Annotated in this window: 21 protein-coding genes; 20 read left to right on the top strand and 1 reads right to left on the bottom strand. The window is 72.2% G+C overall.

Translation table 11 applies throughout. The features are described from left to right. The first annotated feature begins 9 nt into the window (after positions 1 to 9). A complete protein-coding gene (locus O5M90_RS02695) occupies positions 10 to 1,089 on the top strand; it encodes a hypothetical protein (RefSeq protein WP_269841535.1) in 1,080 nt (359 codons plus the stop codon). Positions 1,090 to 1,094: 5 nt separating this feature from the next. Here O5M90_RS02695 and O5M90_RS02690 read toward each other — a convergent pair whose 3' ends face one another. Next, positions 1,095 to 1,814, bottom strand: a complete 720-nt coding sequence (locus O5M90_RS02690) for a substrate-binding periplasmic protein (protein WP_269841536.1) — start codon at positions 1,812 to 1,814, stop codon at positions 1,095 to 1,097. Positions 1,815 to 2,172: 358 nt separating this feature from the next. On the opposite strand from O5M90_RS02690, the gene O5M90_RS02685 reads away from it, so the two are divergent. The 19 genes from O5M90_RS02685 (at position 2,173) to O5M90_RS02595 (ending at position 22,113) form a co-directional block, all read left to right on the top strand. After that, complete coding sequence (locus tag O5M90_RS02685) at positions 2,173 to 2,475, top strand: hypothetical protein (RefSeq protein WP_137943398.1); 303 nt, start codon at positions 2,173 to 2,175, stop codon at positions 2,473 to 2,475. Then, positions 2,475 to 3,050, top strand: coding sequence for a DUF4255 domain-containing protein (locus O5M90_RS02680; RefSeq protein WP_269841537.1), 576 nt, complete (start codon positions 2,475 to 2,477; stop codon positions 3,048 to 3,050). Before O5M90_RS02685 ends, O5M90_RS02680 begins: the two co-directional genes overlap by 1 nt. Next, complete coding sequence (locus O5M90_RS02675) at positions 3,047 to 3,829, top strand: hypothetical protein (protein WP_269841538.1); 783 nt, start codon at positions 3,047 to 3,049, stop codon at positions 3,827 to 3,829. The genes O5M90_RS02680 and O5M90_RS02675 overlap by 4 nt, the downstream gene beginning before the upstream one ends. A gap of 25 nt (positions 3,830 to 3,854) precedes the next feature. Then, complete coding sequence (locus tag O5M90_RS02670) at positions 3,855 to 5,669, top strand: phage tail sheath family protein (protein ID WP_440401804.1); 1,815 nt, start codon at positions 3,855 to 3,857, stop codon at positions 5,667 to 5,669. Positions 5,670 to 5,683: 14 nt separating this feature from the next. After that, a complete protein-coding gene (locus tag O5M90_RS02665; RefSeq protein ID WP_137943395.1) occupies positions 5,684 to 6,124 on the top strand; it encodes a phage tail protein in 441 nt (146 codons plus the stop codon). A 16-nt stretch (positions 6,125 to 6,140) separates the two neighbouring features. Then, on the top strand, positions 6,141 to 8,090 hold the full coding sequence (locus O5M90_RS02660) for a phage tail sheath C-terminal domain-containing protein (RefSeq protein WP_269841540.1): 1,950 nt from the start codon (positions 6,141 to 6,143) through the stop codon (positions 8,088 to 8,090). Between the two features lie 11 nt (positions 8,091 to 8,101). After that, complete coding sequence (locus tag O5M90_RS02655) at positions 8,102 to 8,629, top strand: phage tail protein (protein ID WP_269841541.1); 528 nt, start codon at positions 8,102 to 8,104, stop codon at positions 8,627 to 8,629. Positions 8,630 to 8,631: 2 nt separating this feature from the next. Then, entirely contained in the window at positions 8,632 to 9,435 is an 804-nt protein-coding gene (locus O5M90_RS02650; RefSeq protein ID WP_269841542.1) for a CIS tube protein, read from the top strand. 16 nt (positions 9,436 to 9,451) lie between these two features. Further along, on the top strand, positions 9,452 to 9,610 hold the full coding sequence (locus O5M90_RS02645; RefSeq protein ID WP_269841543.1) for a hypothetical protein: 159 nt from the start codon (positions 9,452 to 9,454) through the stop codon (positions 9,608 to 9,610). A gap of 12 nt (positions 9,611 to 9,622) precedes the next feature. Further along, positions 9,623 to 10,699, top strand: coding sequence for a phage late control D family protein (locus tag O5M90_RS02640; protein ID WP_269841544.1), 1,077 nt, complete (start codon positions 9,623 to 9,625; stop codon positions 10,697 to 10,699). After that, positions 10,696 to 11,388: a phage baseplate assembly protein V gene (locus tag O5M90_RS02635; RefSeq protein ID WP_262972912.1), complete on the top strand. Its 693-nt coding sequence runs from the start codon at positions 10,696 to 10,698 to the stop codon at positions 11,386 to 11,388. The genes O5M90_RS02640 and O5M90_RS02635 overlap by 4 nt, the downstream gene beginning before the upstream one ends. A 7-nt stretch (positions 11,389 to 11,395) precedes the next feature. Further along, complete coding sequence (locus tag O5M90_RS02630; RefSeq protein ID WP_269841545.1) at positions 11,396 to 13,030, top strand: hypothetical protein; 1,635 nt, start codon at positions 11,396 to 11,398, stop codon at positions 13,028 to 13,030. A gap of 4 nt (positions 13,031 to 13,034) precedes the next feature. Then, on the top strand, positions 13,035 to 13,478 hold the full coding sequence (locus tag O5M90_RS02625) for a GPW/gp25 family protein (RefSeq protein ID WP_137943389.1): 444 nt from the start codon (positions 13,035 to 13,037) through the stop codon (positions 13,476 to 13,478). Continuing rightward, entirely contained in the window at positions 13,468 to 15,732 is a 2,265-nt protein-coding gene (locus O5M90_RS02620) for a putative baseplate assembly protein (RefSeq protein ID WP_269841547.1), read from the top strand. The genes O5M90_RS02625 and O5M90_RS02620 overlap by 11 nt, the downstream gene beginning before the upstream one ends. 80 nt (positions 15,733 to 15,812) lie before the next feature. Then, a complete protein-coding gene (locus tag O5M90_RS02615; RefSeq protein ID WP_440401803.1) occupies positions 15,813 to 18,560 on the top strand; it encodes a phage tail protein in 2,748 nt (915 codons plus the stop codon). A 24-nt stretch (positions 18,561 to 18,584) separates the two neighbouring features. Further along, positions 18,585 to 18,929, top strand: a complete 345-nt coding sequence (locus O5M90_RS02610; protein WP_137943386.1) for a hypothetical protein — start codon at positions 18,585 to 18,587, stop codon at positions 18,927 to 18,929. 10 nt (positions 18,930 to 18,939) lie between these two features. Next, positions 18,940 to 19,101 carry a hypothetical protein gene (locus tag O5M90_RS02605; RefSeq protein WP_171018285.1) on the top strand — a complete coding sequence of 54 codons (162 nt, stop codon included), beginning with the start codon at positions 18,940 to 18,942 and terminating at the stop codon, positions 19,099 to 19,101. Positions 19,102 to 19,107: 6 nt separating this feature from the next. Beyond that, positions 19,108 to 20,121, top strand: coding sequence for a hypothetical protein (locus O5M90_RS02600; protein WP_262972917.1), 1,014 nt, complete (start codon positions 19,108 to 19,110; stop codon positions 20,119 to 20,121). Between the two features lie 9 nt (positions 20,122 to 20,130). After that, positions 20,131 to 22,113 carry a hypothetical protein gene (locus tag O5M90_RS02595; protein WP_269841549.1) on the top strand — a complete coding sequence of 661 codons (1,983 nt, stop codon included), beginning with the start codon at positions 20,131 to 20,133 and terminating at the stop codon, positions 22,111 to 22,113. Positions 22,114 to 22,115: the final 2 nt, after the last annotated feature.

The raw sequence follows: 22,115 nt of genomic DNA, 5'->3' as shown, positions 1-22,115 counted from the left end.
GACCGGCTCTTGCAAATCCCAGTCGTCCACAGCCCCCCGCGCGCCAGCGAAGTGCTGCAGCGCAGCGGCGCCAGCAGCACCGGCATCGCGCTGGACGCGCTGCCGGCGTTGCGCCGTGTCGCGCCGCAAGACCTGGCCCCCGCCAGCGCTGCCACGCCCGGCACGAGCAGCAGCGCAGGCAAGTACCGGACCAGCCCGTTTCGCGAGCCCGGGCAGCAGCAGCGCCTGGGCGAGTTGCAGCAAGGCCTGGCGTATGCCGAGCGTCTGGGCCAGGCTCTGCAAGATCTGAAGAGCGGGCTCAGCCGCGCGCTGGCCCAGCCGCAGCTGGCCGGCCGGCAGGCCTTGCCCGCCAAGCTGGAGGCCGTCCAGCAAGTCTGGCAGGCCCGCGCCGGCGAGAGTGGCGGCCAGCTTGACGCGCGCCTGCAGCCGGTGGCCGAGGGCGAGCAGCCGCGCCAGCTGTTCCGCGTGCGCGGCCTCGATGTGCAAGCGCTCAGCAGCGCCGGCGCCGAGACGCTGCGGCTGGCCATGCCCGGCCAGCCGCGCGCGACCCTGGTGCCGCTGGACGGCCAGGGTCTGCAGCGCGGCCTGCAAAGCCTGCAGCGTGCGCTGGCAGCGACCGATATGCGAGCACACAGCCAGGGCGGCGAGCTGCTGTTCAGCGCGCCCGAATCGCAATGGCCGGCGCTGCGCGACGGCCTGAGCCTGCGCGGTGACGGCAAGCGTTTCCCCAGCGGCCAGATGGTGCGGGCCTTGCTGGATCCGCAGCCCGACGCGATCAGCCCATCGGGCTGGCAGCTCGACGACAGCCAGGCCCAGCGCCACAGCCTGGTCCAGGTGCTGGACGCCCAGGCGAAGCTGGACCGTGCCCAGCAGCAGCTGAGCCAGCGCCTGGACAGTGCCGCCGCGCTGACGGCCCAGGCCGCCACAGAGACCTCAGCTGCGCAGCAAGCCCGCTTCGCGGCGGGCTTTCGTGCCGAGGCCAGCGAGCAGGTGCTGGACTTCGAGCGCCTGAGCGCGCTGGCGCCGGCCCTGCTGGGCCTGCATCGAAATCAGGTGCAACAGCTGCTGCTGCCGCCCGGCCAGGCCTGAGCGTCTCAGGGCCTGCGCTCGACGGCGTAGGCACGTATCAGCCCCTCGATCGCTCCCTTGCTGCGCAGCCGCTCCAGCGCGCTGTGCAGGCGCTCGACCAGCGCCGGTTCGCTGCGCCGGTTCAGCGCAAAGTAATAGCCGCCCTGGTCGCTGAGCGGCGCCAGCCTGAGCACCTCGCCGCTGGCCATGCCGGCCTGGCGCAGATTCCAGGCCATGCCCAGCTCGGTGTCCACCATCGCGTCGATCCAGCCCAGGCGCAGCTGGCGCAGGATGGCGGCATTGCTCGCATCGGCCACCAGCGACTCAGGCGGCACGCCGGCGTCCAGCAGGTCCTGGGCCGCCGCCTCGCCGCGCACGACGCCATAACGAAGCAGGGGCAGGTCCTTGCGGTCCCGGATCGTGGCCGTGCCACCGGCGCGTCCCCAGATCCAGGTGCTGCGCGGCAGGATAGGGCCTATCCAGATGAAGTCGTGCTCGCGCGAGGGACGCCGCACCGTTGTATAGACCAGGGTGTTGGGGCTCTTCAGCGCGGCGGCATAGGCGCGCGCCCAGGGCACGCTGTCGATCAGGCAGCGCAGCTCGGCTTCGGCACACAGCGCGCGCAGGATATCGGTCGCCACCCCCTTGAGCTCGCCGCGCTCGCTGTAGTTGTAGGGCGGCCATTCCTCGGTGTAGGCGTTCAGCACCGGCGCGCCGGCCTGGGCCCAGACGCCGGCGATCCACAAGGGCAGGGCAGACAGCGCTGATCGGAGGAGTCGGTGCAGGGCAGACAAGGCAAGAAACGGTGGCGGCTGGCGATGCGCACAGCATGCCAGCTTTGCGTGGCAGCGCGTTGAAGGCAAGGACAAATCTGTCCATGCGCGTGGACAAATACGTCTTCGCCGCAGCGCGACGCGGCCGTCCCGCGGCGCGGCCACATCCGGCCTCGAATGCGGGAGGACAAAGCCGTCCACGCCCGCCTGCCGCAGCAAAGAAAAAAATCCAGCGCAGCAAGCACTTAGCGAGCAGCGCCGGGCTGGCATCGTCCATGCGTACTGCGTCCCTATCAAGCTGGGGGAGGCCCCGAGCATGGATCCCGACATCATGTCCGTCGTTCAGCATCTGGCGCGCTATCTGTGCGCCCACCCCGACGCCTGTGACAGCGCCGAAGGCATTGCGCGCTGGTGGGGTGGGGCGGCCGAGCAGGGCGCGGCGGTCGGCGTGGTCGAGGCCGCGCTGCAGTGGATGTCGGCCTGTGGCGTGGTCGAGACCTGGCAGGCCGCCGATGGCCGGGTGCTCTATCGCGGCGCCCGCGGAGATGCGCATCTGCTGGCCCGGCTGCAGGCGCTGGCAGCCGATCCGCGCGCGCTGCTGCCCGGCGGCCCGGCGCCCAGGAGCTTGCACTGATGGCCGGCGTCACCGCCATCCATGCGCTGTGCAGCGGGCTGGCCCAGCATCTGTCGCGCGCCTATCAGCTGCGCCCTATCGCCGGCCTGAGCTGCAAGTTCGAGCCGGCCGGCGTCACCGAGCTGAAGAAGCTCGATGGTCAGGACAGCAAGCTGACCCTGATGGTCTGGCGCATCGGCCACAACGAGCAGCTGCGCAACCGTCCGGCGCTGCAACTGCCGCAGGGGCGCGTCGCACCTGTCAGCCTGAACGTGCATCTGCTGCTGAGCGTCTGGGCCGACACCGCGATGAAGGAGCAATCGCTGCTGGGCTGGGTCCTGCGCGAGCTGCTGCAGCGGCCGGTGCTGGACGCCAGCGTGCTCGGCGAGGGCTTCGGCCCCGACGAGCAGGTGCCGCTGCTGGCCGAGGATCTGTCGCTCGATGAGCTCAGCAAGCTCTGGCAGGTGCTGCTGCCGCCGCTGCGGCCCTCGCTGGGCTTTGTCGCCCGCAATGTGATGCTGGAACTCGATCCCGAGCCGGACCACGGGCCGGTGCTGGCGCGCCGCATCGCGCTCGGCGCGGAGGTGCGGCCATGATGGAGCGCCTAGACCGCCGCATCTTCGGTGCCATCGAGTTCGTCGATGCGCTGAGCGATGCGCCGCTGCGGGCGCCGCTGCATATCGACGCCCCGGGTCTGCGCCTGCTGCCCAATCGCCGCGGGCTCTATGTGATCCATGCGGTCGACGGTGAGGATGACTACAGCCGCGCCTTCGACGATCCGCCGGCCACACCGCCGCGCCGCGATTTCCGGCTGACCATCCACGACCCGCAGCAGCGCTACCTGTCGCAGACCCTCACGCTGGCCCTGCCGCGCCTGCTGCCGCAGCCGGGCGTGCCGCTGGACGATGCCGACAACGCGCAGCGGCCGCTGCGGGTCCTGCTCTACCCCTCGGCGGCCCAGCCCCTGCGGGCGGCCTGGGCCGTGCTGCGCCTGGCCGTTCAGCTGCCGGGTGGGGTGGGCCTGGCCAATGTCGTGATCGAGGCCCAGCCCCGGCTGGCCGGCCAGCCGCTGCGCCACGCGCTGACCGATGCCCATGGCGAGGCCTTGCTGGTGATTCCCGGCGTGCCGGCCATCCTGCCGGATGCCGGCGGTCCGGCCGGCCTGAGCCGCGAGTTCAGGCTGGGCCTGCAGCTGCTGCTGGACCCGGCGGTGGTCGTGCGCAGCGATGCAGCGGCTGTTCCCGTGCCCGATTTGCGCGCGGTGCTGGCGCGGCGCGAGGCCGGCGTGCCGGCGCTGCGCGTCATCAGCCCCGCCGACCCCTTGCTGAGCGCGGGCAGCAGCCGGCGCCATGTGGAGACCGTGTCATGGCCCTGAACTGCGGCCACCCAGGAGGTGCATCGTGCCCGAATACCTAGCCCCAGGCGTCTATGTCGAGGAAGTCAGCTTCCGCTCCAAATCCATCGAGGGCGTGGGCACCAGCACCTGCGCCTTTGTCGGCCCGACCCGCAAGGGCCCGGTCGGCGGCGCGCCCGAGCTGCTGACCAGCTTTGCCGACTTCGAGCGCATCTATGGCGGCATCGACGATCTGGCTTTCGACGGCGACACCGTCGATGCGCACCGGCGCAACTACATCGCCCATGCGGCCCAGGCCTTCTTCAACAACGGCGGCGGCCGGCTTTATGTGGCGCGGGCCCTGTCCGGCGATGCCCGGGCGGCCGTAGCGCCGCCGCTGCTGGCCGCCGCCGATGCGGCCGATCCGCCGCGCGCGGTCTTCGAGGCACGCTTTGCCGGCACACATTTCAACGGCGCCGTCATCACGGTGCAGCAGGTGCTGACGCCGATCGGCAAGGCCGCGATCGCCGCCGCACCCGACGGCAGCCTGCTGCGCATCCATCGCAAGAATCCCGCCGCCACCCTGGAAGGCCTGTGGGGCAAGGCCGCCGGTGCCTGGAGCCGCATCGGCGAGGCGCCGGCGGTGGCCGACCCGCCGCTGCCGACCATCACCACGCTGCCGGCCGACTTCGACCCGGTCAACTTCTCGGCCTCTCTGCTGAGCTTCGACATCACGGTGGCGACCAGCGACGGCGCCAGGGCCCAGTACGAAGGCGCCAGCCTGGGCAGCGGCCAGCCGCAATTCATCGGCCGGCTGCTGTCGGCCGCACCGGCAAGCCGCGCCGAAGCCCTGGTCCAGCCGATCGCGCTGAAGACCCGGGGCGCGATCGGCGCGCCCGAGCTGCTGGCGGTGCTGGGTGGCGGCCGTGCCGATGCCAATGGCATCGAGCCCAGTGTGCGTTTCACGCTGGCCGGCGGCACCGACGGCGCCGCACCCGATGCCGGCGAGTACCAGGCCGGGCTCGACCTGCTGATCGCGCTGGAGGATGTCTCGGTGGTGGCCGCGCCAGGCTACTCGGCCTTTGCCGATATCAGCCAGGGGGCGGTCTATCGCTCGATCCAGGAAGCGCTGCTGAGCCATGTGGCCGACGCGCGCCGCTACCGCATGGCCGTGCTCGATGCGCCGCCCGATGTCACGGCCACCGAGATGCGCGATCTGCGCGGCCTGGTCGATTCGACCCGGGGCGCGCTCTACTACCCCTGGGTCGTGCTGGCCAACCCGCTGGCCGGCCCCGGCAACAGCCAGCCGGCCGAGATCCAGCTGCCGCCCTCGGGCTTTGTCTGCGGCATCTATGCACGCAATGATGTCGAGCGCGGCGTGCACAAGGCGCCGGCCAACGAGATCGTGCGCGGCGCCTTGCGCTTCCATCCCAATGTCAACTTCGGCCAGCAGGAGCTGCTGAACCCGATCGGCGTCAACTGCCTGCGCCAGCTCGACGGGCGCGGCCTGCGGGTCTGGGGTGCTCGCACGATCTCCAGCGACCCGGAATGGAAGTACGTCAATGTGCGGCGTTACTTCAACTATCTGGGCGCGTCCATCGATCGCGGCACGCAGTGGGCGGTGTTCGAGCCCAATGGCGAGATGTTGTGGGCCAATGTGCGCGGCACCATCGCCGACTTCCTCTACAACGAATGGCGCAATGGCGCGCTCTTGGGCGCCAAGCCCGAGCAGGCCTTCTTCGTGCGCTGCGACCGCACGACGATGACACAGAACGACCTCGACAACGGCCGGCTGATCTGCCTGGTCGGCGTGGCCGCGATCAAGCCCGCCGAGTTCGTGATCTTCCGCATCGGCCAGAAGACGGCCGATGCCAAGTCCTGAGCCAGGAGCCGACGATGATTCAACGCGACACCCCCTACGGCGCCTTCAACTTCCAGGTCGATCTGGGCAATGGCGTGGCCGGCGGCTTCTCCGATGTCTCGGGCCTGGTGACCGAGATGACGGTGGCCGAGTACCGCAACGGCAACGAGGCCGAGAACCATGTGCGCAAGATCCCTGGCGTGCACAAGGTCGGCGACGTCACGCTCAAGCGCGGCCTGATCGGCAGCGCCGATCTGTTCCAGTGGATCAAGCAGGCCCGCACCGAGGGCTACAAGGCCAAGCGCACCGTGGTCATCCATCTGCAGGACGAGGCCCGCGATGGCCCGGTCGCGACCTGGCGGCTGCAGGGTGCCGTGCCGCTGAAGTACACCGGCCCCACGCTGGCCGGCAAGGGCGGCGGCGATGTCGCGATGGAAGAGCTGGTCCTGTCCTGCGAAGGCTACGAGATCGAGTAGATCTCGCGACTGCACCATGTCCAGCCATCCGCAAGCCCTCACCGGATTGAGCTTCGAGCTGGCGCCGCCGCGCCCGGCCCATCCCTTGCGCAGCGATATCGCGCTCTTCGTCGGCACGCTCGCGCGGCGCCGTCGCGTGGCCAGCGATGCGCCGCAGGCGCTGCCGGTTCCGCTGAGCCGCTGGCTGGCCGGCCAGGGCATCGCCCGGGTCGGCGGCCTGCCGCTGGCCCGGCTGCGCCTGAGCCTGGCTTCGGCCGGCGCCTTCGCGACGGATTTGTTGGCGCAGGCCGCCGATCTGAGCGAGCGGGCGCGCTTGAGCGCTCTGCTCGATCAGCGGCTGAACACGCCGGGCCGCCGCGCCAGCTTCACGGCCCTGCTGGACGCCTGCCGCGAGCTGAGCCCCTTGCCCGAGAGCCTGGTCGAGGAGCTGCGGCTACGTGGCCTGACACCGGATACAGGGCTGGGCGGCATGCCGGGCGGCGATGGGCTGGAGGGCTGGCTGCGGCTGCAGACCCTGCTGAATCTGCCGGTCGCGGTCGAGAGCTTCGAGCAGGTTGATGCGCTGTTTGCCTGGGAGCAGCGCGGCGTGCGCGAGCGGGTGCTGCGCGCCGGCGACCCGGTCGTGCCGACGCCCATCGGCGTGGCCTTGCGGGCCTTCTTCGGCGAGGGCGGGCGGCGCGCCTACATCGTGCGCAGCGGCGACCCGAGCTGCCTGTTCGAGTCGGCCGGCGAGCGCTTCAGCAGCTGCTTCCCCGAGCCGGGCACAACGGAGCGCTGCCCGCAGCTGCCCGGTGTGCAGGCCATCGTGCGGCGCGGTTTCCTCAGCGGCTTGCGGCCCGGCGGCCGTCCGGTCGCGCTGTCGGCGGCCGACTGGGTCGGGCTGGAGCATGTCTATGGCCTGAACGATGTCGCGTTCGCGCTGCTGCCCGATCTGGTCGATGCCTGCGCCCAGAGCCTGGGCGGCGAGCCGGCGCCGCCCGAAGTGATCGCCGCGCCCGAACGCTTCCGTGAATGCGCGGTCGAGGCGCCTGGCCCCTCGGCGCCGGCCGGGCGCCGCCTGCCGGCGCCGCGTCTGAACAGCCTGGGTCTGGCGGTCTGGCGCCGCCTCTTGCTGCGGGCGCTGAATCTGCTGGACAACCCCGGCCGACCCTTCCACCGCCGCGATGTGCAGCTGCTGGCCTCGCTGCCGCTGCTGGGCGAGGGCCGTGAGCTGCCGGCGCCCGATCAATGGCTGCTCTGGATGGCGCAGCAGCCCGGCTGGATGCGGCCGGCCGAGGATGGCGAGGGCGAGTTGCTCAGCGACCGGCTGCAGCTGGCCTATCCCTGGCTGCGCACCGACGCCAGCGCTGACGCGCAAGGCGGTGTCGAGGCGCCCGAGGGCAGCCTGGCCGGTCTGCTGGCCCGCAGCGCGCTGGAGCGCGGCAGCTACCGCTCGGCCGCGCGGCAGCGCATCTACCGCTACCAGGACAGCGAACCGCCGCTGGCTTGGACCCAGGCCCTGCAGCACAGGCAGTGGACGCCGCTGGGCGAGCTGAGCCTGGCCCAGCGCGTTTGCCTGCTGGGCCCGAGCCCGCGCGGGCCGCAGCTGCTGTCGGATGTGTCCTGCGCGGCCGACCCGCGCACCCGCCAGGCGGCGGTGCGCCGGCTGATCAATGTCGTGATCCAGGCCGCCCGCCAGGCCGGCGAGGAACTGGTTTTCGAGGCCAATGGCGAGGCCTTGTGGGCGCGGGTGCGCGAGCGCCTGAGCGATCTGATGCGGGCGCTGCTGAGCGCCGGCGCGCTGTCCGGCGACGGCCAGGCCTTCGCGGTGCGCTGCGGCCGCGACACGATGCGGCAGAGCGATATCGACGCCGGCCGCCTGCTGGCCGAGATCGAGATCCAGCCGGCCCAGCCGATCCAGCGCATCGTCGTCGTGCTGAATCTGCGCGATGCCGGTCCGGCCCGGCTGCTGGCCGAGGCCGCCTGAGGCCAATGATCATGAGCAAGCAGCAAACGCCCTGGTTCGGCAGCCGCTTCCATGTGGCCTTCACGCGCGAGCCCATCGCCGCGCGCGGCGGTGGCAGCGGTGAAGGCCTGGCCGAAGACCTGTGCGAGGGCGGCTTCGCCGAGGTCAGCGGCCTGGAGGCCTCGATGGAGGCCAAGACCATCCGCGAGGGCGGGGCCAACTACGGCGTGCACCAGCGTGCCGGCCAGGTCAGCTTCGCCACCGTGGTGATCAAGCGCGGCATGGCGCCGGCGCGCGATCTCTGGCATTGGTGGGCCTTGTTCGCCGGTGCCGGCGCGCCGGACGGCGCCAACGACAGCCGGCGCAACGGCGCTTTCGCGCACCGCCTGACGGTGCGCATTTGCATGCTCGATATCGATGGCACGCCGCTGCTGAAGTGGCGCTTGGAGCGCGCCATGCCGGTCAAGTTCAAGGCCGCCGAGCTGAGCGCCCGCGCCGCCGAGATCGGCATCGAGGAAATCCATCTGGCCCATGAAGGCCTTTACTTCGAGGCCCCCTGATCATGCGCATTCCCGACGAACACAAGGCCAAGCTCTACCGGGTCGATCAGGCCCATCCGAGCCAGGAGCCCAATGCGGACAGCCCGGACGCGGTGCTGGTGCAGTTCAATCCGCTGTCGCTGTCCTACACGGCCCAGAACACCTTGGAGAAGAAGGGGCGCGACGCCAGTGCCCGCCAGTTCGTCGCCCAGACCACGGCCAAGCTGGAGTTCGATCTGCAGTTCGACAGCAGCCACGACGGCGGCGATGTGCGCGCCGAGACCGACCGCATCAAGCAGTTTCTCCAGCCGCTGGAACAAGGCCCGGCCTGCGACCGCGCGCCGCCGCTGGTCGGCATGCGCTGGGGCAGCTTTGTGTTCAAGGGCGTGCTGGAGTCCTTCCGGGAAACCCTGGACTTTTTCTCGGCCGAGGGTGTGCCGCTGCGCTCTTTGCTGAAGATCGCACTGGCCTCGCAGGATCCCAAGGATGTGTTTGCGTCCCTGCCGCCCGGCCACCCCGATGCCCGCGCGGCGGCCGCCGCCGATGTCAGCCTGGTGGCGCTGTCGGCGCGCGGCCCGGCCCTCGGTGGCCTGCCTGGGCGTGCGCTGGCCGCCGCCAATGGCTTCGAGAGCCTGCGCCATCCGGCCGCGGCCGTGGCCGTGCTGAGCGGCGGCGTCGGCCTGGCTGCCGGCCTCGGCCTGCAGCCGGGCGCGGCGCGCTCGACCAGCCTCACCGGCCAGTTCGCGCTGGGAGGCCAGGCCGTTGGCGCGGGGTCCAGCGGTATGAAAGCCGATATGGGGGCCCAGGCCCGCATCAAGTTCGACTGAACCGGAGACACCCACCATGGCCGTCGTGATCAATGAGATGGAGGTGCTGGAGCAGCCAGCGGCAGCGCCGGCGCCACCGGCCGCTGCTGCTGAGAGCCCCGCACCGGACGAGCAATGGCTGCTGGCGCTGCTGGCACGCGAAGCCTGGCGCCTTGAGCGCCGGCAGACCGACTGAGGAGCGCTGGTCATGGGTGATATGGCACTGTCCCGTCTGGCGCTGTACTCGCCGCGTCCGAGCGTGCGTGTCGACGGGGCGGACAACCGCCAGCTCGCCGACGCGCTGCTGTCGATGGCGATGCGCGAGCAGGAGGGCGGCATGTCCTCGCTGGAGATGGCTATCGGCGCCCATGGCCCGCGCGACGATGGCTCGGTCGGTCTGCTCTACGAGGACGAGCGCCTGATCAAGCTCGGCACCCGGCTGACGCTCTTGTTCGGCGATACCGCGATCTTCGAGGGCATGGTTAGCGCCATCGAGCTGGCGATCGACTCCGAGGGCCCGCCGCGCCTGCTGCTGCAGGCCGAGGACGCGGCCCAGCGTGCGAGGCTGCGGCGGCGTAGCGTCGTCCATGAGCAGCTGTCGCTGGCCGAGATCGCGCGCCGTCTGGCCGCCGACCTGGGGCTGTCGCCGGTGATCAGCGGCTTCGACCAGAGCCGTGAACTCGAGGTGCAGTTCAACGAGAGCGATCTGGCCTTTCTGCGCCGCCTGCTGGCGCGCGAGGGCGGCGATATGCAGGTGAGCGGCCGCGAGTTGCAGGTGGCGCCGCGCGGCCAGCTGCCGCGCCATGCCGTCAGCCTGCAGATGCACAGCCAGCTGCGCAAGCTCAGCGCGGTGGCGGATCTGGCCGACCAGGTCAGCGAGCTGCGGGTGACCGGCTTTGACTTCGCCGCCGGCCAGACCCTTGCCGCCAGCGGCAGCGCGGCGACGCTCGGGCCAGGCCGTGGGCGCACGGGCGCGCAGCTGCTGCAGCAGGTATTCGGCGCACGCGAACAGCTCAGCTCGCACCGGCTGGCGCTGAGCCAGGCCGAGGCGCAGGCACTGGCACGGGCCGAGTTCGAGCAGCGCGCACGCCGCTTCGTCCGTATCGACGGCATCTGCGAGGGCAACCCGGCGCTGCGTGTCGGCGGCCGGCTGAGCCTCATCGATGTGTCGCCGCGCTTTGACAACGACTACGAGATCAGCGCCTGCACCCACCGCTTCGACACCCGGCGCGGCTACGAGACCGAGTTCCGCGCCGAGGGCGCTTATCTGGGTGAGCCGGCATGACACGCGACGATCTGCCTCTCACCGACTTCGGCCGGCCCGCGCACGCCCAGGCCATGCCCTATCTGGGCCAGGTCGTCGATGTCAATGACCCGCTGGGCCTGGCCCGTGTCAAGGTCTGGTTCTACAGCCTGGACAGCGAGCCCGCTGCAGCGGTCTGGGCCCGCGTCGCCTGCCCCTTTGCCGGCGAGCGGCGCGGCGGCTTCTTCATCCCCGATGTCGGCGACGAGGTGCTGGTCGTGTTTGTGCACGGCGATGCGCGTCACCCCATCGTCGTCGGCGGGCTGTGGAACGGTGCCGCCGCGCCGCCGGAAACCATAGGCGCCAGCGTCGACCGCTGGACCATCACCGGCAAGGCCGGCACGCGCATTGCCATCGTCGAGGCGGCCGACGGCCAGGCGATGATCGAGTGCACGACGCCGGGCGGCGTCAGCCTGCGCATGCAGGAGGAGGGCGGCGGCAGGGTCGAGATCGAATGCGCCGGCAACACCGTGACGCTGGACACCCAGGGCGTGTCGGTGCAGGCCTCGGCCAAGGTCACCGTGCAGGCCTCCTCGGTCGAGGTCAGCGCCGGCATGGTCAAGGTCGATGCCGGCATCTCCAGGTTCTCCGGCGTGGTCCAGTGCGATGTGCTGATGGCCAACTCGGTGATCTCCAGCGCCTACACGCCCGGTGCGGGCAATATCTGGTGAGGCCGGCATGAACCAACCGCAGAGCCTCCGGCATCCGCTGCCCCATCCGGTTCATCTGAGCGGTCTGCGCGCCGGCGGCGCCCGGCAGCCGGCGCCTCCGCTGATCAACGAACGGCGCGACCAGGACTTCATCGATGGCCTGCTGGCCGAGCTGGCCGATCCGCAGCGCCATGCGGCGCTGGCCACGCCGGCCCTGCAGGACGGTGCACTGCGCCTGTTCCAGCCGCTGCAGCGGGTCTTCAATCTGCTGGTGCTGGAAGCGTTCTGCGAGCAGCCCGGCCAGCCCCGGCTGGATCCGCGCCAGATCGACAGCAGCGGCTTCGTGCTGCGCCGTCTGCAGGGCCAGCGCAAGCTGGCCTGGCTGAGGCAGGGCAGCCGCGTGTTCGGCTGGGAGGCGGTCGATGAGGCCCTGGACCCGGCCCAGGAGCGCCGCGGCTGGGCCGCCCGGCTGGGGCATCCGGCCCTGAACGCGCGGGCGCCTAGCCAGCAGCGCCTGCGCAGCGCCGGCAGCGAGCGCCTGGCCCACAGCAGCGCGGCGGTCAGCGAGGATGTGCAGCCGCTCTTCATCGCGCCGCCCGAGGTCTGCGGCGGCGCCGGCAAGACCCTGCTTTACGGCATGCTGCGGGTGTCCTCGGGCGAGCTCAGCGAGACCGGGCCCAGCCCGACCCGCTTTGGCAGCGACGCGGCCGAGCGCGCGCTGCTGCGTGCTGATCTGTCGCTGTTCCTGCAGGCCCATGAGGCGCTGGCCCTGCCGCTGGCCGGCCGCAGCTTCAGCAGCGAGGACGCGCTGCTGGCCGCGCGCGGCGCCTCGGCGACGCTCAGCAAGCCGCAGTTCGACACGCTGGCCGGCCTGCTTGCCCTGCTGCAGCAGCTGCATGGTGAGTTCGATGCCTTTGGCGACGGCGCGGCGGCGCAGGCGCTGCAGGCGGCGCTGCGGCCGCTGCGGGTCGAGACCGACATCGCTGCCAGCGGCGGCCAGCCGGCCCGCGTCGAGCGCCGCAGCGCCTGGGGGTTTCTGATCGAGGCCAAGGCCGTGCTGCTCGATGCCGAGGCCGGTGCCCGCCTGACGATGCCGCAGCGCTGGGGCGCCGTCAGCGGTGCCGAAGCCGACGCGATCTTCGAGGCCACGCTGGCCTGCTTGCAGCAGCAGTTCGCCGCCGTGCTGCCGGCGGCGGGCCGTTTCGATGCGCCGGGCAGCGGGCCGGCACCGCAGTATGTGGTGCGCGCCTTTGTGCGCCTGAAGCCGGCCCGACCCGGCTGTGCCGGCCGCCTGGTCTGGTCGGACTACAGCGCGCCGTTTTGCATTGCGCCCTGGTTCGAGTCCTCCGGCGCGCCGGTGCCGCTGATACCGCTGCCCGATCTGTTCGACCGCGCCCAGCTGCGCCGCATCAAGCCCAGCGTGGCCTTCGCGCTGAGCCCCAAGCTGGCCAAGCTGCTGCGCAGCAAGGCCGACGAGCTGATCGAAGGCAAGGGCGATGCCGGCGACGGCCTGGGCCTGGGCTGGATCTGCTCCTTCTCGCTGCCCATCATCACCTTGTGCGCCTTCATCGTGCTCAACATCTTCCTGATGTTGCTGAACCTGATCTTCTTCTGGCTGCCCTTCCTGAAGATCTGCATCCCTATCCCCAAGGCCAAGGAGTAGTGCGATGAAGCCCGCCCCCCACGCGCTGCCGCCGGCCCTGGCCGCCCGCTATGCCGAGCCGATCGGCTGGCCGCTGCTGCCGCTGCCGGATGCGCTGGGCCAGCTGCATTACCCCGGTCTGTCGCTCAGCGTGCGCCAGCAGATCGAGGTGCTGCTGTCGACCCGGCCCGGCGAGCAGCTGATGCGGCCCGGCTTCGGCGCCGGGCTGGAGAATCTGCTGACCGAGCCCAACACGGTGGCGACCCGGGCCCGCATCAAGGACCTGGTCGAGGACGCGCTCAAGCGCTGGGAGCCGCGCATCGTGGTCGACGGCGTGGCGGTCGACCCGCTGCTGGCCGCCGGGGTCGCCAGCGGCGTGCGCGTCGAGATCGCCTACCGGCTCAAGCGCGACGGCTCGCCGGCCCGCATCGGCCTGAGTCTGGTGATGGAGGCCCGCCATGCCGATTAAGCCCCCGGCCCTGGACGACCGCAGCTATGAGGACCTGGTGGCCGAGCTGCTGGCGCGCATTCCGGCCCACACGCCGGAATGGACCCATCCGCGCCCCGGCGACCCGGGCCGCACCCTGATCGAGCTGTTCGCCTGGCTGGGCGACACCTTGCTGTACCGCGCCAACCTGATCCCCGAGCGTCAGCGCCTGGCCTGGCTGCGCCTGCTGGGGCTGGCGATGAAGCCGGCCCGTGCGGCACGCGGCCTGGTGGCGCTGCAGGTCAAGAGCGACAAGCAGCTGGCTGCGGTCCAGGTGCCGGCCGGCGCACTGATCGACAAGCCGCTGCCCTTCTTGACCTTGCAGCACTGCACCGCCTATCCCGTCGTCGGCCGCGCCTTTGTGCGCCGCCGCCTCGACGCCGACGAGCAGCGGGACTTCAATGCGCTGCTGCCCGATCTGCAGGCGGTCTACCGCGGCCTGGAAGGGCAGCCGCAGGGCTATGTGGCGACCGAGGTGTTCGCGCCAGGGCAAGACCTGGCCCCGGGCGTGGACCTGATGACGGACACGGTCGACGGCGCGCTGTGGCTGGCCCTGATGGCGCCCGGCGCCGCCCAGCAGGCGCAGGCCCGCCAGACCCTGGCGCCCGATGCGCAGGGCCTGGCCCGCGCGCTCAATATCGGCCTGGCACTCGCGCCGACCCTGCCGGACGATGGCCAGGGCCTCGGCACCCGCCAGCCCTTGCCGCTGATCTGGGAAATGAGCGGCCCCGCAGGCGCGCTGACGGCGCTGGAGATGCTGGAGGACGGCACGCAGGGCCTGAGCCGCTCAGGCGTGCTGCGCCTGGCGCTGCCGCCGCTGGCCCGCATCGGCGCGCCCTCCAATGACCCGCGCGAGAACCTGCTGGCCGGCGTCGGCGCCGATGCGCCGCCGCGGCTGGACAGCGAGGCCGATGCGGCCCGGCTGATCGCCTGGCTGCGGCTGCGCGTGGCCGCCGACTTCCCGCTGGCCAGCCTGCGCCTGGCCTGGGCCGGCCTGCATGCGGTCGAGATCGAGCAGCGCCAGGCCCTGGCGGACCGGGTGCTGGGCGTCTCCGACGGCGGCTCCGACCAGCGCTTCGAGCTGGGACTGGCGGCCCAGGACTGCGCCGAGCCCGAGGCGCTGCAATGCCGGGTCCACGACACCGTGCTCGGCAGCCGGCTCTGGCAACAGGTCGACGACCTGGGCCGCGCCGGGCCGCTGGACGAGGTCTACCGCTTCGATGCCGAGGCCGGCAGCCTGTGCTTCGGCGACGGCATCCAGGGCCGTGTGCCCAGCACCGGCAGCCGCATCGTCGCGGCCGGCCTGCGCGTCGGTGGCGGCGCACGCGGCAATCTGCCGGCCGGCACGCTGAGCAAGCTGGCCAGCGTCAGCGACCTGCTCAGCGGCGCCCGCCGGGCGCCGCTGCCCGCGATCGATGTCTGGCAGCCGCTGGCGCTGCGCGGTGGGGCCGATGCCGAAACCCTGGACGCTGCCGAGCGCCGCATCCCGGCCCATTTCCAGCATCGCGACCGTGTCGTCACCGCCGAGGACTACCGGCTGCTGGCGCGCGAGGCCCCCGGCGCAGCTGTCGGCCGGGTCGAGGTCTTGCCGCGCTTCAAGCCGCATGAGCGCCAGTCCGGCGTGCCCGGCGCGGTCTCGGTGATGGTGCTGCCGCAGCGCGACAGCGAGGACCAGGGCGCGCCGCTGCCGCGTGCCGACCGGCCGCTGCTGGAAGCCGTCCACGGCTTTCTGAACGAGCGCCGGCCGCTGGCCACCGAGCTCTATGTGATCGGCTGCGAGTACCGCGCGATCGGCCTGGCCGTCGCGGTGCAGATCCGCGAGGGCCATGCGCGCGAAGTCGTGCTGACCGAGGTGCGGCAGGCTTTGCGCCGCTATCTGTGGCCGCTGCCGCTGGACGCCTCGCCCTGGCCGGCCACGCCCGGCCAGGATGGCGGCTACCCGCTGGGCCGGCGCCTCGGGGATCGCGAGCTGGAGGTGGTCGTCGCGCGGGTCAGCGGTGTCGCCGGCGTCTCGCCGCTGCGCCTGTTCGAGCAGGGTGCCGATGGCGGCTTCACCGAGCTGCCCGGCGCCGGCAAGATCCCGACGACCCTGCTGCTGCAGCCCTGGCAGCTGCCGGAGCTGGTGGCGCTGGCCGTCATCGAAGGTGTCGATGCACCGGCCTCGCCCGAATTGCCGCACAGCCCATCCAGTGCCGAGCCTGCTCTCTTTCTGCCCGTCGTACCGGAGCTGTGCTGATATGAGCCCCCAGGTTCACTTTGTTCACTGCCCCCCGAGGGGGTGCTCAGCGCCCTTCGGGCGGCCGGGCGGGCACTGAGATGGACATCAACGGCCTTCGCAGCTTCGGTCTCGGCTTCGAGCCCCATGGCTTGAAGCCCTGGGCCGTGCCGCAGAACGATGGCAGCAGCGCCGTGACGATAGAGCCGGCGCCGCAGCATCGCCTCGGCGGCCTGCGCCTGGCCGGCCGGGCCAGCCCGCTGGCCTTGCAGGAGGACGCGGCCGATGTCGACGCGGTGCTGCTTCAGCCCTCGCTGGTGATCGACGCGGTCGGCAACCATCTGTGCTGGGACGGCGCGGCCCTGGTCTCGAACTCGCATCTGGCCGCCGCCCATGGCCTGGCGCCGCAGGCGCTGGCCTTGCCGCCCGAGGCGCTGCCGGTGACCGATATGACGCTGGGCGCCGACGATGTGCTGTACCTGCTTGCCAATGGGGCGCTGTGGCTGCTCGACCTGCGCGGCCGCTTTGCGCTGACCCGGCTGGCCGCGCCCGAGGGGCTGCAGCCGCAGCGCCTGGCTTCGGCCGCCGAGGGCGGTGTCTGGGTGCTGGACGTCGCCCAGGGCCGGCTGGCGCATCTGCGCGGCCTGCCGCTGTTCACCCGGCCGGTTCATCTGGAGCGCAGGCAGGACGCACGGTTGGCCGCCTGCGATCCCAATCCCGATCCGCCGCGGTGGCGGCTGCTGCCCGATGCGGTGCCGGCCGACGAGAAGGCGCTGGCCCTGGCCAGCCATCGCGAGGGCGGGCTCTTGCTGCTGAGCCTGCGGCGCGCCGGCGGGGGCGTGCGCCTGCGCCGGCTGCTGGACGACGGCCGCCTGTCGCTGCCGCTGAGTCTGGCCGGGCCGCGCTTTGCCCACACGCTCGCCTGGTTCGACGGCGAGCAGATCGCGCTGGCCACACGCGGCCAGCTGCTGGGCGCCGACGGCCGGCCGCGCGATCCCGGCGTCTGGCTCTACGCGCTGCCGGCCGCGCTGCGGCAGCGCTGGCAACAGGCCAGCCAGGCCGGCCGCTTGAGCAGCGAGCTGCAGCGCCCGCTGCAGCCCCAGGGCGGCTACTACCCGCTGGCCGGCTGGACCGGCGGCCCCTTTGTCGCGGCGCGCCCCGGCTCTCGCCTGCACTACCCGGGCCGGGACGGGCCTGTGCCGGTGGCCCGCGTGGCCGGCATCACGCGCGCACGCTACGGCCTGGCGGCCAATAGCGAGCAGGCCCAGCTGCCCGGCGTCCGCGCCCGTGCCGCGGCCGGTCTGATCGACAGCGGCGACCCGGCCTGCGTCTGGCACCGCCTCTATCTGGAAGCCGCCGTGCCGCATGGCTGTGCGCTGCTGGTCTGGCTGGCGGTCGGAGAGCAAGGCGCGCCGGCTTTCACCGCCGGTCGCGCGGGCCAGGGACCGCGCTGGGCGCCGCATCTGGTCGGCGAGCGCACGGCCTTGCCAGCGGCGCTGGCCGCAGCCCTGCCGGACGACCTGCCGCGCGCCGCCTGGGTGGCCGCGCCGACCGAGCAGCCGCTGGGGCAGGGCCTGCTGTGCTGCGCGGCCGAGCCCGGCCGCACGGGGCTGTTCACGGTGCTGATCCAGCGCGCCGGCACCGCGGTGCGGGCCTTGCAGGGCGCGCGGCTGTGGGTGGCGGTCGAGCTGTTCGGCGATGGCCGGGCCACGCCGGAGCTGGCGGCGCTGCGCGCCTATGCCGGCCGCCTGTCCTACCGCGACCGCTATCTGCCTGCGCTCTATCACGAGCAGCTGTTCGGCAGCGATGCCGAGCAGCGCGGCCGCGCCAGCCCGGCGGATTTCCTGGAGCGCTTTCTGCTGCTGTTCGAGGGCTTGTTCAGCGATATCGAGGCCCGCATCGCCGCCAGCGCGCTGCTGACCGATGCGATGGCCTGCCCGCCCGAGGCCTTGCCCTGGCTGGCCGGCTGGCTGGGCCTGAGCCTGGAGCCGGGCCTGCCGACCGAGCGCGCCCGCTGGATGCTGGCCAATGCGCCGGCGCTGGCACGCCAGCACGGCACGCTGGCCGGCCTGCAGCGCGCGCTGGACATCGCCACCGAGGGCGCGCTCACGCGCGGGCGTATCGTCGTCGTCGAGGACTTCCGGCTGCGCCGCAGCCTGGCCACGATACTGGGCGCGCGGCTGGAAGACCGCCTCGACCCCCTGACCAGCGGCCTGACGCAATCGGGCAACTCGGTGCTCGGCGACACGCTCTTTCTCGGCGACGCCCGCGTGCTGGCCGATGAAGGCTTCACCAAGACCTTTCTGGCCCTGTTCCGCGATCTGGGCAGCGAGACCGCCGCCGAGCAGGCCGAGAGCGCCGCCGCCCGGCGCGCGCTGTTCGACGCGCTGGCCTACCGGGTCACCGTGCTGGTGCACGAGGAACTGGCGAGCGACGAGCTGGGCCTGGTGCGGCGCCTGGCCGAGCAGGGCGCGCCGGCCCATGTGCAGCTGCGCGTCGTGCCGGCTGCCCATCCCTTCATGGTGGGCGTGGCGGCCCTGGTCGGGGCCGACAGCTATCTGCGCAGCGCGCCGCCCTCAAGACCGGTGCGCGCCGGCCCGGGTGCCGAGAGCTCGGCGCTGGGCGGTGTGGACCGGCTGCGCGGCGAGGCCTCGCTGGACGCCCATGCCGGCGCCTTCGACTCACTCTTGCCGCCGGCCGCATCGGCCGAGCCCCCGGTCGCGCGCATCCATCCGGCCGATTTCAGCAGCGACCCCATCACCGCCTTGCACCTGGACGGCAGTGCCTCGAGCGCGGCCGACGGCCATTCCATCGCCAGCTATGACTGGCTGCATCGCCCCCCTCTGTGAATCCACCAACCGAAGGAGTCCACCATGGCCAAGTTCGTTCCCGGCACCGACACCAGCATCAAGTCCGATGAGCCCCTGCTTGATGTTGCCGCCTCGGCCAACACACCGCTGAAGCCGGGCAAGCATGTGTTCCAGCTGGTGGTCACCGACGACAGCGGCAACGCCTCGGCGCCGGCCAATATCACCATCATCATCGTCGACAGCGCCCGGCCGACCGCCGTCATCGACATGCTGGACGCCACCGGCGGCCGCGTGCCCGACCCCGAGGTCAAGGTGCCGTTCGGCCAGGCCTTCCGTCTCAGCGGCGACCGCTCCAGCGATGTCGGCGGCGCGGTCAAGGTCTGGAACTGGACCCTGGTGCGCGGTTGAGGGCCTGGCGATGGAAACGCTCAAGCTCGATGCCCCGCTGAGCACCCGCGAGCCCGAGGTGCTGCTCGATCCCCGCTTGCCGGTCGGGGCTTATATCGTGCGCCTGGTCATCGAAGGGCCCAGCGGCAAGAGCGCGCCGGCCACGCTGCTGCTGCGCGTGCAAAGAGGGTAGACAACCATGGCAATCGCTGACCCTGGCCTGCTCAAGGAGCAGGTGGACGATCTGGTGGCCGAGGCGCTGGCGCCGCGCGGCGTGCCCGAGCGCGTGCACTACGCGAACGGCGTGCTGCTGGGCGCCGAGGACTTCGCGGCCGAGCAGCTCTATCTGCGTGGCCGCAGCGGCCGGGCGCTGGCCGCGCTCTACGGCCACGGCACGCTGGCCGGCCTGCGCGTGGGCTGCAGCGCGCAGGACAACCCCGAGCTGGAACTGCAGGTGGCGCCCGGCCTGGCGCTGGACCGGCTGGGCCGGCTGATCGAGATCCGGCGCAAGCAGTGCATCCATATCGCGCGCTGGCTGGCCGAGCGCGAGGCCATCGCGGAGACGGCCGAGGCCGCGCTGGAGCGGGCCGCCGTGATCGCTGCGGTGCGCGCCGGGGCGGCCGGGCCGGTGCTGGTCTTCGACGTGTGGCTGCGTTTTGCGATCTGTCCGCATGGCAAGACCCCGGCCTTCGCCGCCGGCCCCTTCAACGCCAGCGACTATGTGGTGCCGGCCCGGCTGGCCGATGCCTTCGAGCTGAGCCTGCGCCTGGCCCATGTGATCGGTGGCGAGCTGGCCCGGCCCGAGCCGCGCTCGGTCAAGCTGGAGGCGATGCTGGCCGATCTGAACGGCATTGCCGACCCGGCCGAGCTGGAGGCCCGGCGGCGTGCCTGGTGCGTCGCGAGCGCGCTGGACGCCTGGCCGCAGCCTTCGGTGCTCGATCCGCAGCGCCTGCCGCGGCTGCGTGAGCAGGCCGGCGAGGCCGACTGGGACCAGCTGCTGCTGGCGCGGGTGACGGTGCCGGTGCGCCAGGCCGAGGCGGGCGCCTTTCCGCAGCCCGACACCGACGCGATCGCCGCGATCGCCGCCGCGCCCGAGCCGCCACCCGAGCAGCGCTGGGCCGAGCCGGCCTGGCGCGAGCTGGCCGACAACAGCCTGCGCCCCCTGGTCTTCAATCCCTATTCATGGCGCGGCCGCCTCGCGGCCGAGCTCTAGGAGCCCCTGATGAACAGCCCAGCCGAACTGACCATGCTGACCGTGCGTGATGCCCAGGACCAGGCGCGGCTGCGAGCCCAGCTCGATGCCGGCGCCATTCTGGTCGACAGCGCCCGGCGCCGGCCCTTTTATTTCGATGGCCGCTTCCTCAGCGCCGATGACCTGACGGCCGATCAGAACTACATCCGCGCCCGCCAGTCCGACCTGGCCCAGGCCATGGGGGCCGGCGTGGTCCGCGGCCTGATGGTGGGCCTGGGCCGGCAGGCCGCGTCCCAGCAGCCGACCCTGCTGCTGGAGCCTGGCATCGGCCTGACGCCGGGCGGCGACATCGTCACGGTCGGCGCCCGGCAGGAGCTGGCGATCAGTGCGCTGGCCGGCAAGGCCGAGCTCGATGCGCAGCTGGGCATCAAGCAGCTGCCCGGCGCCGGCGCGAGCAATCGCAGCGGCCTGTTCGTGCTGGCGCTGCGGCCCATCGAGTTCAGCGCCAACCCGACCACCGCCTACCCGACCAGCCTGGACGGCCAGCGCCTGGTGCGCGACGGCGACATCGTCGAGGCCACCGCCGTCACGCTGATTCCCTATCCGGACCGTGCCGGCGTCGAGAATGCGGCGGCCAGGCGCGCGCGGGTGGCGCGCGAGATCTTCTTCGAAGGCCAGCGCCCCGGCGCGCTGCAGGACGCTCTGCCACTGGCGATGCTGTGCCTGGAGGGCGGGGCGCTGCGCTGGCTGGATGTCTTCATGGTCAGGCGCGAGGTCGGTGCCGAGTCGACCTTGGCGGCCGGCTTGGCGCCGCGCCCGCGCGCGCTGCTGGAGGCCTGGCTCAAGCAGCACCAGGACCAGCTCGACGACATCGCCACGCCCGAGATCCAGACCGGCTTCGCGGCGGCCCGGCAGTTCGAGGTGCTGCCGCCGGTCGGCCCGCTGCCGGCCGCCTGCCTGCGCTTCGAGACCCAGCTGGGCCAGCTGACCTTGCTGCAGTCCTACTTCCCGCCGCTGGTCGATTGCGAGTTTGCCTTCATCCCGGCCGACGAGCTGGCGGCCCTGGTGCAGGAGGCGCTGGCCCTGCCGCCCATCGATCTGCGCGCGGCCGACGAGGACCTCGACCACCTCTCGGTGCTGATCGTCGCGCCGGTGACGCGCCAGCAGCTGGAGCAGCACAGGCGCAGCCTGCAAAGCCTGAGCCGGCCGGTCAAATCGGCCTCGGCCGGCCTGATCGCCAAGCGCTCGCCGCTGGAAGCCCTGCTGCAGATCGGCCGGGGCGATGGCTTGCCGCCGGGCCTGCTGGCGCCCGCCCCGGTCGACGCGGCCAAGGCCTGGCAGCGCGCCATCGAGGCCAGCCGCAGCGAGCTCGCCGCCGCCGATGGCCGGCCGATGTTCTGGTACCTGCGCCGCCGCCAGCTGCCCTACAGCAGCGAGCTGTCCAGCGCGACCTTGCGCCTGGCCGGCGATGCCGCCAGCATCGACGTCGAGCTCGACCTGCGCCTGCGCGCCGACAGGGAGCTGGAGCGCTTCGCCAGCATCAACAGCAAGATGCCGCTGCTGGCCCGTGCCGAGCTCGGCAATCTGCTGGCCGCGCCGCGGTTGGCGGTCTCCGAGGGGGTCGCCAACAAGCAGCTGCTGACCTCGGACCTGCTGCGCCGCAGCGCTTTCACGGCGGTGTCGGCACGCGCCGAGCTGCGCGCCAAGAACGAGGAGGCGCTGCGCCACGATGATGTGCTGGAGATCGCCCGCCAGTTCGGCGATCCGCGCCTGGGCGAGGGCTTTGATGCGCTGGCCCAGGCGGCCGATCCCGAGACGCGCGACAGCCTGCGCAGCCCGGCCCTGGTGCAGGCGGTGGCCGACAGCGGCGTCGCACCGGCGCTGGACCGCGCCGCGCGCGCACTGCCGCCGCTCAAGCAGGCCGATTTCGCGGCCCGGCTGCGCGAGGCCGCGCTGTCGGACGACGCCGCCCAACGCCTGGCCCAGCTGGCCGGCGAGATCGCCAGGGGCTGAAT

This window comes from Paucibacter sp. M5-1 (assembly GCF_027498415.2).
Classification (GTDB): Bacteria; Pseudomonadota; Gammaproteobacteria; order Burkholderiales; family Burkholderiaceae_C; genus Roseateles_E.
This window is presented reverse-complemented; position numbering and strand designations above follow the sequence as displayed.

Excerpts from the sequence above, each read along its gene's own strand:
- O5M90_RS02680 (WP_269841537.1), top strand. The coding sequence starts at position 2,475 with ATGGCCGGCGTCACCGCCATCCATGCGCTGTGCAGCGGGCTGGCCCAG.
- O5M90_RS02640 (WP_269841544.1), top strand. The coding sequence starts at position 9,623 with ATGGGTGATATGGCACTGTCCCGTCTGGCGCTGTACTCGCCGCGTCCG.
- O5M90_RS02660 (WP_269841540.1), top strand. The coding sequence starts at position 6,141 with ATGTCCAGCCATCCGCAAGCCCTCACCGGATTGAGCTTCGAGCTGGCG.
- O5M90_RS02665 (WP_137943395.1), top strand. The coding sequence starts at position 5,684 with ATGATTCAACGCGACACCCCCTACGGCGCCTTCAACTTCCAGGTCGAT.
- O5M90_RS02675 (WP_269841538.1), top strand. The coding sequence starts at position 3,047 with ATGATGGAGCGCCTAGACCGCCGCATCTTCGGTGCCATCGAGTTCGTC.
- O5M90_RS02630 (WP_269841545.1), top strand. The coding sequence starts at position 11,396 with ATGAACCAACCGCAGAGCCTCCGGCATCCGCTGCCCCATCCGGTTCAT.
- O5M90_RS02605 (WP_171018285.1), top strand. The coding sequence starts at position 18,940 with ATGGAAACGCTCAAGCTCGATGCCCCGCTGAGCACCCGCGAGCCCGAG.
- O5M90_RS02645 (WP_269841543.1), top strand. The coding sequence starts at position 9,452 with ATGGCCGTCGTGATCAATGAGATGGAGGTGCTGGAGCAGCCAGCGGCA.
- O5M90_RS02620 (WP_269841547.1), top strand. The coding sequence starts at position 13,468 with ATGCCGATTAAGCCCCCGGCCCTGGACGACCGCAGCTATGAGGACCTG.
- O5M90_RS02650 (WP_269841542.1), top strand. The coding sequence starts at position 8,632 with ATGCGCATTCCCGACGAACACAAGGCCAAGCTCTACCGGGTCGATCAG.
- O5M90_RS02625 (WP_137943389.1), top strand. The coding sequence starts at position 13,035 with ATGAAGCCCGCCCCCCACGCGCTGCCGCCGGCCCTGGCCGCCCGCTAT.
- O5M90_RS02595 (WP_269841549.1), top strand. The coding sequence starts at position 20,131 with ATGAACAGCCCAGCCGAACTGACCATGCTGACCGTGCGTGATGCCCAG.
- O5M90_RS02635 (WP_262972912.1), top strand. The coding sequence starts at position 10,696 with ATGACACGCGACGATCTGCCTCTCACCGACTTCGGCCGGCCCGCGCAC.
- O5M90_RS02685 (WP_137943398.1), top strand. The coding sequence starts at position 2,173 with ATGTCCGTCGTTCAGCATCTGGCGCGCTATCTGTGCGCCCACCCCGAC.
- O5M90_RS02615 (WP_440401803.1), top strand. The coding sequence starts at position 15,813 with ATGGACATCAACGGCCTTCGCAGCTTCGGTCTCGGCTTCGAGCCCCAT.
- O5M90_RS02610 (WP_137943386.1), top strand. The coding sequence starts at position 18,585 with ATGGCCAAGTTCGTTCCCGGCACCGACACCAGCATCAAGTCCGATGAG.
- O5M90_RS02600 (WP_262972917.1), top strand. The coding sequence starts at position 19,108 with ATGGCAATCGCTGACCCTGGCCTGCTCAAGGAGCAGGTGGACGATCTG.
- O5M90_RS02655 (WP_269841541.1), top strand. The coding sequence starts at position 8,102 with ATGAGCAAGCAGCAAACGCCCTGGTTCGGCAGCCGCTTCCATGTGGCC.